The organism is Hymenobacter gelipurpurascens (assembly GCF_900187375.1).
Classification (GTDB): domain Bacteria; phylum Bacteroidota; class Bacteroidia; order Cytophagales; family Hymenobacteraceae; genus Hymenobacter; species Hymenobacter gelipurpurascens.
In genome coordinates this window covers 848,592-861,893 of the sequence record NZ_FYEW01000002.1, presented here as the reverse complement: position 1 = coordinate 861,893, position 13,302 = coordinate 848,592, and the positions used below count along the sequence as shown (strand labels likewise).

Annotated in this window: 10 protein-coding genes; 8 read left to right on the top strand and 2 right to left on the bottom strand. The window is 57.9% G+C overall.

The genetic code is table 11. From position 1 onward, the window contains the following. The first annotated feature begins 72 nt into the window (after nt 1-72). From CFT68_RS15460 to CFT68_RS15450, 3 genes are all read left to right on the top strand, one after another. The gene (locus CFT68_RS15460; RefSeq protein WP_088844433.1) at nt 73-1,470 is read left to right on the top strand and encodes an FAD-binding oxidoreductase; all 1,398 of its coding nucleotides are present in this window, start codon (nt 73-75) and stop codon (nt 1,468-1,470) included. A gap of 214 nt (nt 1,471-1,684) precedes the next feature. Then, nucleotides 1,685-2,164, top strand: coding sequence for an META domain-containing protein (locus CFT68_RS15455; protein WP_088844432.1), 480 nt, complete (start codon nt 1,685-1,687; stop codon nt 2,162-2,164). A 162-nt stretch (nt 2,165-2,326) separates the two neighbouring features. Beyond that, complete coding sequence (locus CFT68_RS15450; RefSeq protein ID WP_088845100.1) at nt 2,327-3,403, top strand: acyltransferase family protein; 1,077 nt, start codon at nt 2,327-2,329, stop codon at nt 3,401-3,403. 219 nt (nt 3,404-3,622) lie between these two features. On the opposite strand, the gene CFT68_RS15445 is transcribed toward CFT68_RS15450, so the two are convergent. After that, the gene (locus CFT68_RS15445; protein WP_245815407.1) at nt 3,623-5,167 is read right to left on the bottom strand and encodes a DUF4394 domain-containing protein; all 1,545 of its coding nucleotides are present in this window, start codon (nt 5,165-5,167) and stop codon (nt 3,623-3,625) included. Nucleotides 5,168-5,348: 181 nt separating this feature from the next. On the opposite strand from CFT68_RS15445, the gene CFT68_RS15440 reads away from it, so the two are divergent. The 3 genes from CFT68_RS15440 to CFT68_RS15430 all read left to right on the top strand — a co-directional run bounded on the left by CFT68_RS15440 (nt 5,349) and on the right by CFT68_RS15430 (nt 7,792). Further along, a complete protein-coding gene (locus CFT68_RS15440; protein WP_088844431.1) occupies nt 5,349-5,858 on the top strand; it encodes a GNAT family N-acetyltransferase in 510 nt (169 codons plus the stop codon). 76 nt (nt 5,859-5,934) lie between these two features. Further along, nucleotides 5,935-7,191 carry an AAA family ATPase gene (locus CFT68_RS15435; RefSeq protein ID WP_088844430.1) on the top strand — a complete coding sequence of 419 codons (1,257 nt, stop codon included), beginning with the start codon at nt 5,935-5,937 and terminating at the stop codon, nt 7,189-7,191. 1 nt (nt 7,192) lies between these two features. After that, on the top strand, nt 7,193-7,792 hold the full coding sequence (locus CFT68_RS15430; RefSeq protein WP_088844429.1) for a DUF4276 family protein: 600 nt from the start codon (nt 7,193-7,195) through the stop codon (nt 7,790-7,792). 60 nt (nt 7,793-7,852) lie between these two features. On the opposite strand, the gene mfd is transcribed toward CFT68_RS15430, so the two are convergent. After that, on the bottom strand, nt 7,853-11,383 hold the full coding sequence (gene mfd / locus CFT68_RS15425; RefSeq protein ID WP_088844428.1) for a transcription-repair coupling factor: 3,531 nt from the start codon (nt 11,381-11,383) through the stop codon (nt 7,853-7,855). Between the two features lie 203 nt (nt 11,384-11,586). Here mfd and CFT68_RS15420 point away from each other — a divergent pair, with 203 nt between their 5' ends. Further along, nucleotides 11,587-11,799 (top strand): hypothetical protein, encoded by a 213-nt coding sequence (locus CFT68_RS15420; protein WP_088844427.1) that lies wholly within the window; start codon nt 11,587-11,589, stop codon nt 11,797-11,799. 416 nt (nt 11,800-12,215) lie between these two features. Beyond that, nucleotides 12,216-12,956 (top strand): metal-dependent hydrolase, encoded by a 741-nt coding sequence (locus CFT68_RS15415; RefSeq protein WP_170934820.1) that lies wholly within the window; start codon nt 12,216-12,218, stop codon nt 12,954-12,956. Nucleotides 12,957-13,302 lie beyond the last annotated feature (346 nt).

The following is a 13,302-nucleotide window of genomic DNA, read 5'->3' as shown; positions in this document are numbered from 1 at the left end:
CCCCGATGCCTGCCCTGCGGTAGGCCTGCTCGCTGGCCGTTTCGGCCCCTTTATCATTTTTTCCGATTTGGTATGTTAGCGGAAGAAATCAGTACACAGCTGCCCCTAAGTTTGCGCGGGCAGCTGATTATGCCCGGCGATGTGGCCTACGAAGAAGCCCGCCATGTGTACAACGGCATGATTGATAAGCACCCCGCCTTTATCGTGCGTTGCGCCGATGTGGCCGACGTAATAGCGGCCGTCAAATTTGCCCGGAAAGAGCAGCTGCTGGTGGCCATCCGGGGTGGGGGGCACAGCGGGGCCGGCATGGGCATGTGCGACAACGGCATGGTCATCGACTTGAGTTTGATGCGCGGCATTCATGTAGACCCCGAGGCGCGCACTGTGCTGGTGGAAGGCGGCTGTACCCTAGGCGATGTAGACCACGCCACGCACGCCTTCGGGCTGGCTTTGCCCGGCGGCATTATCTCCACTACCGGCGTGGCCGGCCTTACGCTGGGCGGTGGCCTGGGCTACCTCACCCGCCAATATGGCCTCACCATTGATAGCCTGCTGGAAGCCGATGTGGTGCTGGCCGATGGCCGCTTCGTGAAGGCCTCGGCTACCCAAAACCCCGATTTGTTCTGGGCGCTGCGGGGTGGCGGCGGAAATTTTGGGGTGGTTACTTCCTTCCTGTTTCGGGTGCATGCCGCCAACATGGTGCAGGGCGGCCCCATGCTCTGGCCCCTGGAAGAAGCCGGCAACCTGCTGCGCTGGTTCGAGAACTTCATGCGTACTGCCCCCGAAAACATCAGCGGCTTCTTTGCTTTCCTGACGGTGCCGCCCGGTCCGCCGTTCCCGGAGCACCTGCACCTGCGCAAAATGTGCGGCATTGTGTGGTGCTACAATGGCCCGGAGGCCGAAACGGAAGCGGCTTTCCGCGGCATACGCGCCTTCAAAACCCCCGCGCTGGATTTGGTAGGCCCCTTGCCCATCCCCGCCATGCAAAGCATGTTCGATGGGCTATATCCGCCGGGTTTGCAGTGGTACTGGAAGGCCGATTTCGTGAATGAGCTTTCCGATGAGGCCATTACCCAGCACGAGCGGTTTGCGGCCCTGCTGCCCACCATGCATTCCAGCATGCACCTGTACCCCATCAATGGGGCTGCCTCCCGCATCGGCCGCAAAGAAACCGCCTGGAACTACCGCGACGCCCAGTTTGCCATGGTAATTGTAGGCGTAGACCCCGATGCGGCCAATGAAGAGAAAATCACGGCCTGGGCCAAAACCTACTGGGAAGCCCTGCACCCCTACTCGGCCGGGGGCGCCTATGTAAACTTCATGATGGACGAAGGCAACGAGCGGGTACGCGCCACCTACGGCCTCAACTACAGCCGCCTGGCCCACATCAAAGCCCAATACGACCCCAACAACCTGTTTCGGGTAAACCAGAACATCATGCCCGTGGAGCAGGAGCATGTTATTACCTAAAATACCGCTGGCTTACGTAGTGGCCTACTGCGCTCCTACCAGTAAAAAGAGTGGCCTAGGCCACTCTTTTTGCGGTTTATGAGAAAATAGCTACAGCCCATATCACCATGCCGCAGCGCAGCCTGTTTCAGCGAGGCACCGCATTGCGGATGTAACTTAGTTTCAGAAATACAGTTGAGTTTAGATATCTATCACTCCATACATCTGCGTGCTTATGATTCGTTTGAGCCTTTTAGTTGCCCTGAGCCTGGGCGTGGCCCTGAGTAGCTGCAGCCAGAAAACCACCGAAGCCGCTGCCACTACGGCCCCCGATACCAGTGCCAGCGCTCCTGCCACCACCTCCGACCCGGCCCAGCTCAACGGCACCTGGACGTTCACGGCGCTCAACGGTACGGCCGTGCCCACCTCCGATGCCAGTCGCCCCGCCCAGCTGATTTTCGAGACAGCTACTGGCCGGATTTCGGGCTTTACCAGCTGCAACCGCCTCATGGGTAGCTACACGGCCACCGGCAACGCGCTCAGCTTCGGGCAGGTGGCCTCCACCCGCATGGCCTGCGTGGGTCCCAACGTAGAGCAACAGGTCCTGACGGTGCTCAACACGCCCGGCCTCACCTTCCAACTCAGCGCCGATAACCAGCTAACTCTGCTCTCGGGCAGCGTGCCGGTGGCTGTGCTCTCGCGCGCTGCTCAGTAGGGGTACGCTCTAGGCCACTATAAGCAGCGAGTAGCAGGCAGTGGGACCTGATAAAACCACCTTAAAGTCAGACGCGGGGGCTGGTTCTGCTACCTGCAACTCTGCGCAACTAATCAGCCCACCGGAATGGGTACGCGGCTTTTTTGCACCTTCCCGCTGCCTATGAAACCTCACTACCCTATCCTCGACGGCCTGCGGGGCGTGGCCGCAGTTCTTGTGGTCATTTTTCACGTGCTGGAGGTACATTTTCCTAACTATGCCCAGCACCCCATCCACCACGGCTACCTGGCCGTAGATTTTTTCTTTCTGCTATCAGGGTTTGTGGTGGGCTATGCCTACGACGACCGATGGGGGCGCATGACGCCGTGGGAGTTTCTCAAAATCAGGGTGGTGCGGCTGCATCCGCTTATTCTGCTGAGTGTGCTGCTCGGAGGGTTGTGCTTCTGGCTTGACCCCTACGCTCCGGCGGGTGCACAAGGCATAAGCGCCCTGAAGCTGTTGGGCGTAATGCTCATCACGTTCACGCTGCTGCCCGCCCCCGATGTGCGCGGTTGGGACGAAACCCACGCCCTGAATGGGCCGCTGTGGTCGTTGCTGCAGGAGTACGTAGCCAACATCCTTTACGCCGTGGTGGGCCGCCGGCTGCCCCAGCGCGGGCTCTGGTTGCTGGTTGTTCTGAGTGGCGTAGCCCTGGCCTGGGTAGCTATAGACCAGGGCAATATTGCTACGGGCTGGGCCCACAAAACCCTCTGGATTGCACCCATCCGGATGCTGTATCCGTTTTTTGCGGGGCTCTTGCTGTTTCGGGCGGGCCGGCTGGTGCGGCTGCCTTATGCGTTTCCGTTGTGTTCTTTGGCCTTGGCGGTGCTGTTTTGTCTGCCCTACTTTCCCCTCAATGGCCTCTATGAGGCGGCCTGCATTGTGCTGGCATTTCCGCTGATAGTAGCCGCCGGTGCTGGCGGGCAGGTAAGCGGCACCTGGGCGCGGGGCTGCAAGTTTCTTGGGGCCATATCGTACCCCATCTACGTCACGCACTATCCGTTCATCAACCTCTACACCGATTGGGTTATCCAGAAGAAGCCCACACCGGGGCAAGCGCTGCCTGTAGCGCTAGGCCTCTTTGGGTTTATCCTGCTACTGGCCTACGCCTCCCTCAAACTCTACGATGAGCCTGTGCGCGCTTGGCTTAAACGCAAAGTGCTCGGCAAAGCCCCGCAACCCGTCCTAAGTAGCAAATAAGCTTTGCTGCGGGAGCATCCTAGCGGGCACTACAGCAGCAGAAACGAGAGTTCCGTACGGGGCCATGAAGCAGGTGCACACGTCTATCCGAGCTGGTTGCCCATACACGCAATGCCCGCATACCCATAAAAAAGGCCCCGCCACACATAGTGGCGGGGCCTTTTTGGATCCAAAGCATGTTGGTGTTAGAAGCGCAATAAAGCACGAACGGCTACATTCCTAGAACCCTAGGCCAATGGTGAACCCGGAAACGGGCCCGGAGAAGTCGCCCACACGCTCGGCCCGCCCCGTGGTAGTATTGATGCGGTAGAGCCCAGTCTGGCCGGCTACGTTCAGCAGAGCATATGCTTGGTTGCTGGTGCCCCCAATATCGAAGCCGGTCGAGGCTTCCGCATTCACGCCCAGCGCGCCTACTTCTAACAAGGTGCCGTCGTTGGGCGGCATCTGCCGAAACAGCTTGTCGCTGGCTACATCAATATCATAAAGCGTAGTGGTGGCGGTGCCGGCTACATTGTTGGCGTAGGCCGCTCCCGTAACCGCGGGCATGCCGGGGTTGAGGTTGCCGTCTTTGATGGCTACCCCATCGGCGGGGTTGATGCGCAGGTTCTGGCCCGTGTTGCTCACCACCCGAATGCGGTCAACCACCGGGTTAAAATCGACCCCGAAGGAAGTGCCCGCCAGTGGCATGCTAAGCGTAGCCACCAGCGCAGCCGCGCCCGAAGAAGCGTTCAGCGTAAACAAACGGCTGTTGCTGCTCACGGCATACAGCTGCCCGTTCACGGGCCGGAAATCAAGCCCCACTACAGTTTCGCCGCTCCCTAGGCCCGTTATGGGTTTGGCAACAGATGTGCCGGGAGCGGTAGGGTTAAAAATCAGGAGCTGATTGGCGGCATTCACGGCGTAGGCCACTGGCTGGGTCTGAATGGCGAGGCCCGTATACTGCTCGTCCTTGTCGTATTTGGCCAGGATGCGGGCCGCACCCGTGGTCAGGTCTACTTGGAAGAGGGTAGGCTTCTTGTTGACTTCAAACAGGCCTAGGGCCAAGTCGGAGCCGGGTACTATATCGAAGCCGCCGTTGCCGATTACCTTGATCTTCAGGTCGCCTACTTCTACCAGAGTGCCATCGTTGGGCGGCAGCTGCTTGTAGAGCTTTTGGGTGGCAATATCAATGTCGTAGAGGGTGGTAGTGGTGGCGCCGGCTACGTTGTTGGTGTAGGCAGCTCCAGCCAGCATTGCTCCGCTCACCCCGTTAATAGTGCCATCAATGGCGGCCACGGTACCAGTTTCGGGGTTCAGACGCAGGTTCTGCCCGGCCTCGGTCACTACCCGAATACGGTCGACGGTGGGGTTAAAATCGAAGCCGGCCACCGAGCCGGAAAGCGCCGGCGTAAAGGCCTGGGTGCCAATGGCGCGGGCGGCACCGGTTTGCGGATTTATCACATAAAGCCGGCTGCTACTGCCTAACCCGTATAGCTGCCCGGTGGCGGGGCGGAAGTCGATGGCCAAGATGGCCTCGCCGTTCTGTAGGCCCGAGATAACCACCGAGTTTATCGGCCGTTCGGGCGCCGAACCTTCGAACGCGTCTAGCTGGTGGCCGCCCGCCAGAGCGTAAAAGCGAAAAGGCAGCTCTGCCCGTCTAACGTCGCTGGTGCTACTGTTTGCAGGAGCCATGGTGGCATCATCGGTTGCCTTTTCGCAGCCAACCAGCGCACAGAAAAGTCCGGCAGTAGCGAGGAGCTGGCCGAAGTAGAGCTTGTTTTTCATTTTTAGGAGTTTAGGTGAGATAAATCCGTGATGAAAAAAGCTACGAAGTGGATTTGCGTGCGGATTGGGTCTAGTAGAAAAAGCTGAAATTAAACTAGTTATCAGGTGCAAGCAGAAGCGTAGAGGTGCCCAATTCCCTAAGCCAGTAGAAGCACCCTACCTTCGCTCAAAACCGCTCCGCATGATTACGCTAGCCCCGCTGCGACCCGAACACGTAGGCCACTTCTACCGCTGGATCCGGGACCCGGAAGTAATCGAGTATTCCCTCTCGGCGTTCCAGACCATGACCACGGAGGCCCAGATTGACGACTGGTTTGCCCGCACCCTCCGCGACGACAGCAGCCTCAACCTCGGCGTCTTCCGGCAGGGCACCAACGAGCTACTCGGCTACGCGGGCATCTCCGGCATTTCCCGGCTCAACCAATCAGGCGAGTACTTTATCTTCTTGGGCGAGAGAGCCTGCTGGGGCCAGGGCGTGGGCACCGAGGTAACGAAGCAAGTGCTGGTCTTGGGCTTCACCCAGCTCCACCTCAACCGCATCATGCTCACGGTATCGGAACCGAATGTGGGCGGGGTGCGGGCCTACGAGAAGGCCGGTTTCAGAGTGGAAGGCCGCCTGCGGGAAGCCTGCTTGCGCAACGGCCAGTTCCACGATAAGCTCATCATGTCGGTACTGAAAGCCGAGTGGTAGCCGCCCGCCGCTAGGCCAGTGTTTTATATACATTCTGGCAAACCCACGTACTTTGTAGCAAATACATTACTGCTCCATGTCTGACGCTGCTGCGGCTTCCGGTTTTCCCCGCCTCACTTACTTACGCATCAAAAACTACCGCGCCCTGCGTGACGTGGAGCTGCGCGACCTAACGCCCCTGACGGTGTTCATCGGCCCTAACGGCAGTGGAAAATCCACAGTCCTTGACGCGCTGGCATTTCTGGCCGAAGCGGTAAGTGGTAACCTGCAACAGGCCTGGCAGGATAGAAATCGGTTTGCAGGGATGCGTACGCGCGCAAGTGAAGGACCAATTGAGTTTGAAGTGGGGTTAAATAGCGAACTAGGGAATATTAGATATTATCTACACATAGACGGTGACGATAATAAGCTCACTGTTCCGGAAGAGGGGTTTTACTTGCCTGATGGGAGAATATTTGGCGAGGGAAAATTGTTTAAAACCTTTACTTCTGATAAGGAAGGTTTTACAGGGCTAACATCAGATATAGTCTTTTCAGATCATGATGAGGAGGGACGGGAGAAACCCTCTTTTAACAAGAGGATGTATTTGGGAGCAAGGGATATATCAGTATTAGGGTATGCATTTGCATACAACCTTAAAATTAGTCCTTATGCACATGCTATCAAGAATCTTATAGAAACCTACCGTTACATCCACCTCACCGACGATCATCTGAAAGGCTATTCCGATGCAGGGCCGCGGGAGAAGTTATCGGCCAATGGCGACAACCTACCCAACGTGCTGTATTACCTGCACACCAAGCACCCTGAGGCGCTGGCTCGTATCACCGCGCAGTTGCGGCGCTGGGTACCTGGCCTAGCAGATATCGTGACGGAAATTACTTCCGATGAGAGACTGTTACTGCGCTTCAAGGATGCCTCATTTGAGAAGCCTCTGCCGGCCCAGTATATGTCGGAAGGCACGATGCGGCTAGCAGCCCTGCTCACGCTGCTATATGAGCCGAATGCTACTGGCCTACTAGGCCTTGAAGAGCCTGAAAACGAGCTGCACCCGCGCCTGCTGCCTCGTTTGGCCGAGGAGCTGATCAAGGTCACTGAAACGAGGCAGCTGCTGGTAGCTACTCATTCGCCTTTTCTGCTGGATGCACTGGAGCCGGAGCAGGTCTGGATTCTGGACCGCGGCGCTGATGGCTACACCCAGGCCACGCGCACGGCCGACATTCCGCAGGTGAAGGAGCTGGTGGAAGATGGTTCGCCACTGGGCTACCTCTGGACCAGCAACTTCTTCCGCCTCGGCGACCCATTAGCACCACGCACTTCAGCCGCGCAGTAGCATGCACATCGAGTTCCTGCTGGAAGAACCCTCGGCGGAGGCTGCGCTGAATATTCTGCTTCCCAAGCTGCTGCCACCCGATGCTACGTGGAGCTGTTACCCCCACCGCGGCAAAACCGACCTGTTTCAGCGGTTGCCCGGCCGCCTGAAGACTTACGCTCGCCAGTTTCCGCACCAGCCCGATTTGCGGGTCGTAATCCTGATGGATGCCGACACAGACTGCCGACGCCGGAAAGCAGAACTGGAAAAGGTAGTGGCCGATGTAGGCCTGCTGACCAAAACCACGGCTGTCGGGCAACCCTTCCGCATCATCACGCGCCTGGCTGTGCAGGAGTTGGAAGCGTGGTTTCTCGGCGACCGGGAAGCTATTCAAACAGCTTATCCACGAGTCCGTCCGCAACATTTTAGTGGCCTACCACACGACCCCGATGCTATTTCGGATACTTGGGAAACTCTGTGGCGCGTGTTGCAGGAAGGCAAGTATTATCTGGCGGGAAAAGCCAAAGTGGAGTGGGCAGAAACCATCAGTCCACATCTGGACCCAGAAAGAAATCAGTCGGCCAGTTTTCAGTATTTTCGACAAGGCCTAGGCCACTTGTAAATAGAAAAAGCAGCGCTTTCTTACTGAACGCGCTGCTTTTTTATGTGTTCTATACTCTACTTACACCCCCACCTTCTCCTCACTCCCCAACTCATTCAGAATTCGTTGGGCAGCTTGCACATTTTTCACGTCCTCGATGCTGATGATGAGCTGCTCCTTGCGCTCCTTCATGGAGGCCGAGCGGGGGTGGGTTTGCACGTAACTAAGGATGTTGCCGAAGGTGTTGCTCTGGAAGTACCGCTCGTTGTTGGTGGCCGGAATGAAGCCTTTCAGCAGGTTCTTCTTCAGCGTCAGCTTCTCGAAGCCGGCGTGGCAGGCCTGCCAGCGCAGGCGCACAATGTCGGCTAGCTGCTCCACCTCGGCGGGCAGCGGCCCGAAGCGGTCCGTCATGCCGTTGAGCACCTTGCGCAGCTCCTCGGCGTTCTTGGCCCTATCCAGCTTGCTATACAGCTGCAACCGCTCCGATACGCTGGCCACGTAGCGGTCGGGTATTAGCACCTGCAAGTCCGTCTCAATGTTGCACTCCTTGGGCCCTGCGGCACCGGCCACTTCCTGCAGGCGCTGGGTGGTGTCGCCTAGGAACAGGTCGCGGAACTCGGTTTCCTTCAGCTCCGTCACGGCCTCGTCCAGAATCTGGTGATAGGTCTCGAAGCCCAGGTCGTTGATAAAGCCCGACTGCTCGCCGCCCAGCAGGTTGCCGGCCCCCCTAATATCGAGGTCGCGCATGGCCACGTTGAAGCCCGCGCCCAGGTCCGAGAATTCCTCCAGGGTGCTCAGGCGCTTGCGGGCGTCGGAGGGCAGGCCCGCCACCGGGGGCGTGAGGAGGTAGCAGTAAGCCTTCTTGTTGGAGCGGCCTACGCGCCCGCGCATCTGGTGCAGGTCACTGAGGCCGTGCATGTGGGCCCGGTTGATGAGGATGGTGTTGGCGTTGGCAATGTCTAGGCCACTCTCAATGAGGGTGGTGGCCACCAGCACGTCGTAGTCGCCATCCACAAACTTCATCATGCGCTTTTCAAGCAGGTCGCCGTCCATCTGGCCGTGCACGTAGGTTACGCGGGCATCGGGCACCAGGCGCAGAATCATGTTGGCCTGCTCCTCAATGTCCTTCACGCGGTTGTGCACAAAGAACACCTGCCCGCCGCGCTTCAGCTCGCGCGATATGGCGTCGCGCACCAGCAGCTCATCAAACACGTGCAGCTCGGTTTGCACCGGCTGGCGGTTGGGTGGGGGCGTGGCAATTACGCTCAGGTCGCGGGCACCCATCAGCGAGAAGTGCAGGGTGCGCGGAATGGGCGTAGCTGAGAGGGTGAGCGTATCTACGTTCACCTTGATTTCCTTGAGCTTGTCCTTGGTTTTCACCCCGAACTTCTGCTCCTCGTCAATCACCAATAGGCCTAGGTCCTTGAACTTGACGTCCTTATTAGTGAGGCGGTGTGTGCCAATGAGGATGTCGGTTTTGCCCTCCGCCACGCGGCCCAGGGTTTCCTTGATTTGCTTGGTGCTCTTGAAGCGGTTCACGTACTCCACCGTCACGGGCAGGTTGCTCAGCCGCTCCCGGAATGTTTTGTAGTGTTGCATGGCCAGAATGGTGGTAGGCACCAGAATGGCTACCTGCTTGCCATCGGCCACGGCCTTAAACGCCGCCCGAATGGCTACTTCCGTCTTGCCGAAGCCCACGTCGCCGCACACGAGGCGGTCCATGGGGTGGGGCACCTCCATGTCGCGCTTCACGTCCTCGGTGGCCTTGGCCTGGTCGGGCGTATCCTCATAAATGAACGAGGATTCCAGCTCGGCCTGCATAAACGAGTCGTGGGCGAAGGCGTGGCCGGGCGCGGTTTTGCGCTTGGCGTACAGCCGAATCAGCTCGGCCGCAATGTCCTTCACCTTCTTCTTAACCGACTTCTTCTTGTTCTCCCACTCCGGCGAGCCCAGCTTGCTCATGGTGGGCGGGTTGCCCTCGGCCCCCGAGTATTTGGCAATCTTGTGCAGGGCGTGAATGCTCACCGTTAGCACATCGTCGTCGCGGTACACCAGCCGGATGGCCTCCTGCAGCCTATCGTTGATTTCTACCTGCGTGAGGCCCGCAAACCGCGCAATGCCGTAGTCCTGGTGCACCACGTAGTCGCCGGGCACTAGGGTGCGCAGCTCCTTCAGGGTCAGGGCCTTTTTCTTGGAGAACTTGCGCGTTTCCTGGGCCCGATAGAAGCGCTCGAACAGCTGGTGGTCGGTGTACACCAGCAGCTTCAGGGTCTCATCAATGAAGCCTTCGCGTAGGCCTATCAGCATGTGCTGAAACTGCACGTTGTTGTCCAGCTCATCGAAAATGGTGCGGAGGCGGTCGGCCTGGCGCACCTGTTCGGCGGCAATGATATTGGTATAGCCCTTCTGCTGGTTGTCGTGCAGATTCTTCACCAAGCGGTTGAAGTCCTTGTTGAAGCTAGGCTGGGGCTTGCTGTTAAACTGGAAATCTTCGCCAGTCTTGTAGTAGAAACGCTTGCCAAACTCCACCACCGCAAAGCCTTCCAGCAGCTTCTTAAAGCTCTTGTTGGTCTCAAATAAATCTTCGGGCTTGCTGACCACCTGCGTGCCGCCAGCCACTTCCAGCATCTCCTTGAAGCCCGCCTCGGCCCGGTCGAACGATTCCTCCACCACATCCAGCGCTTGGCGCAGGTCCTTGGCCCAAATGGCCGTGTTCTTTGGGATGAAGTCCAGGAACGCCTCACGGGTTTCCTGCAGCAGCTTGGTTTGCACGTTCGGGATAATGCTCACCTGCTGGCGCTTCTCCACCGACAACTGGCTCTCGGGGTCAAACGTCCGGATGGTTTCCACCTCATCCCCGAACAGCTCGATGCGGTAGGGCAGCTCGTTGGCGTAGCTGAAGATGTCCACAATACCGCCGCGCACCGCAAACTGCCCCGCCTCATACACGAAGTCAGTCCGCTCGAAGTCGTACTCCGCCAGCATATCACTAACGAAGTTCACATCCAGCTTGTCGCCCACCTTCACCAGGAAGGTGTTGGCCACTAGGCTTTTCTTGTTGATTACCTTCTCAAACAGCGCCTCGGGGTAGGTCACGATGAGGGCGCCGGCAGTTTCCTTAGCCGTAGCCTTCACGCGCTTCTTGCCTTTAGGCTGGCCTTCTGCTTCCGGCGTAGCGTCCTCGGCATCGTCGGCGGCTTGCTCGGCGGTGGTTTTGGGGCCTCGGTGTGAGTTGAGTTTGTTCAGCACCTCCGCCCGCATCAGTACGTTGGCGTTTTCCGTCTCGTCGAAGGAGTAGGGGCGCTTGTAGGAACTCGGGAAGAGCAGCGGCTCCTCATCCGGCACCAGGTGCTGCAAGTCGGCCAGGAAGTAGGCGGCCTCGTCGCGGTCGTGCAAAATAAACAAGTGGTGCTGATCTGGAAACTCCTGGTGCATGGCTGCGGCCAGCACGGCATCCTGCGAGCCCACGAGGCCCTTGAGGTGCAGACGCACGGGCGGCTCGGCTTTGTCGGCGGGCTTCAGCGAGTGACGGGTAGCGGGATTCAGACGGGCGCCCACGGTCATGCCCGTGGGGTCCAGCGTGTAGAGCTTCAGTAAATCGGTGACCTTCAAAACGAGTAGCGGCTAGGGGAGGAGCAAAGGTAGAAGCCCGGCCGAATGGAAATCCGGTCGGGCAAAGCAAGCTTACTGAGCGCCGGCAAGGCGCGCTAGTCAATACCCGCGCCAGGCCACTAAAGTTTCCGACACTTTTCGGAGTGCCTGCCGTATCTTCCGAGTTCACGCAGTACAAGTAGCCCGTGGGTGGGTAGTAGGCTATGATGGACAACGAGAAGCAGAACGGTACGGAGGAGTGGGACAACCTCCTAAACCACCTGCGCCAAGTCAGCGAACAGGTGCGGGAAAATGGCCCGTTGCCAGAAGAGGAGAAGGCCGAAATTATGGGCGTGTTCCACCGTGGCCTCGCCATGCTGGAAAACCAGATGAAGGACATGCAAGGTGGCCTGAAAGGCAGCTCCGGCCATTGGTAGGCCACTGCCAAGGCCAGAAAGAGGGTTTCCTATCCCGTCGAGAAGTAGCAATGAGCGGTTGAGTAGCCGCCACCTACTCCCGCACGTCATCCTGAGCTTGCGAAGGATATTATCACGTGTGAAAGACTGGCCTAGGCCTCTGCCACAATGCGGTAGTGATGCTTCGACTGCGCACCGCACGACGGTCTTCTTCGACGTTTGACCTTTTTCAAGTAATCCCTTCAGTGAAAAACAGGAAAACATGTCTTCTTGTATATTCATAAAACAAACTATTTGTAATGCTGCTAAGAGTGGCCTAGAGAAGTGGTTGGCTGGAGAAAAGAGTAGGCAAGTCGCAGAATAGTGAAATTATGTAAGCAGGTACAGCGCTTGGGGCGGTACCTTTGCGGCTTCGTTTAGTTAGCTCATCGTTATTCGTGCGTGGTTCTTCTCATTTGGCCATTGGCCTGATTACCGGCGTGGCAATTGCCTGCCTCGTGCCCGGAGTACCGGTTTCACCGGCTGGCGTTGCGCTGGCCGGCTTTTCTTCTCTCGCCCCCGACCTCGACCACCCCGGCTCCCGCCTCAGCAAGCGCCTGGGTTTCACGCAGCAGTATGTGCGCTGGGCCTTTGTGCTGGTAGCGGCAGGCCTAGCCCTCTATACCCACTTCCAGGTGCCGCCCGGCCCCGACCGCCGCATGGGTTTCACGGCGGCGCTGGCCTTTGGGCTGCTCGGGGCCGCGATGCAGGGCGACTCTACCCGCAAGCTTGCGCTGTTGTTCACGGGCCTATGCACCGTGGTAGCGGGGCTGTACACGGAGTATGTGTGGCTGAGCATGCTAGGCCTGTTTGTGTCGGTGGCGCCGTTTACCTCGCATCGCTCCTGGACGCACACAATCTGGGCTACCGGCCTCTGGACCTATATCGGCTACCTTGCCGATCAAAGCCTCGGCTGGCACGGCGTGGCGCTGTTTGCCGGCGGTGGTTACGTTTCGCATCTGCTGGCCGATACTCTTACCAAAGCCGGCGTGAAGTGGCTCATGCCCCTCACCGATTTTACGGTGAAGCTTCCCCTGATCCGGACGGGCTCTACCAGCGGGAACATGCTGGAAGTGGCTATTTGCTGCGGCTACGGGCTGCTGGTGCTGGGGCTGGTGGTAGGAGCCATGCATGGGTAGGCGGCCGAAGAACATCCCAAGGCAGCAAAATTGCCTGCCAGACCTTTAACCGAGGTGCTTTAGTTGATAGAATATGTTTTTTTGATGAAGACGTATTGACAAAATAATAATGCGGTTTGCCGTTGTGAATGCGTTCAGAAAGAACCACTTTTAACCTTGGTAATGGCATAGGCGTTGAAAACAGGAGTTGGATTTAAGCCAGAAGCTCGACAGTAAATTTTTTTTGCTGATTATGTGATTAAAACACCTCCTTTGTTCTGGATTAAACGTAGGGAGTTTGTACTTCTCGAATAACGACAAGAATATATCTTGCTTAATATTGTATCTTGCTTATCAATAGACAAAA

What these genes read in the sequence shown, in the direction of transcription:
- CFT68_RS15460 (WP_088844433.1), top strand. Translation starts at nt 73, where the DNA reads ATGTTAGCGGAAGAAATCAGTACACAGCTGCCCCTAAGTTTGCGCGGG.
- CFT68_RS15455 (WP_088844432.1), top strand. Translation starts at nt 1,685, where the DNA reads ATGATTCGTTTGAGCCTTTTAGTTGCCCTGAGCCTGGGCGTGGCCCTG.
- CFT68_RS15450 (WP_088845100.1), top strand. Translation starts at nt 2,327, where the DNA reads ATGAAACCTCACTACCCTATCCTCGACGGCCTGCGGGGCGTGGCCGCA.
- CFT68_RS15445 (WP_245815407.1), bottom strand. Translation starts at nt 5,167, where the DNA reads ATGAAAAACAAGCTCTACTTCGGCCAGCTCCTCGCTACTGCCGGACTT.
- CFT68_RS15440 (WP_088844431.1), top strand. Translation starts at nt 5,349, where the DNA reads ATGATTACGCTAGCCCCGCTGCGACCCGAACACGTAGGCCACTTCTAC.
- CFT68_RS15435 (WP_088844430.1), top strand. Translation starts at nt 5,935, where the DNA reads ATGTCTGACGCTGCTGCGGCTTCCGGTTTTCCCCGCCTCACTTACTTA.
- CFT68_RS15430 (WP_088844429.1), top strand. Translation starts at nt 7,193, where the DNA reads ATGCACATCGAGTTCCTGCTGGAAGAACCCTCGGCGGAGGCTGCGCTG.
- CFT68_RS15420 (WP_088844427.1), top strand. Translation starts at nt 11,587, where the DNA reads ATGATGGACAACGAGAAGCAGAACGGTACGGAGGAGTGGGACAACCTC.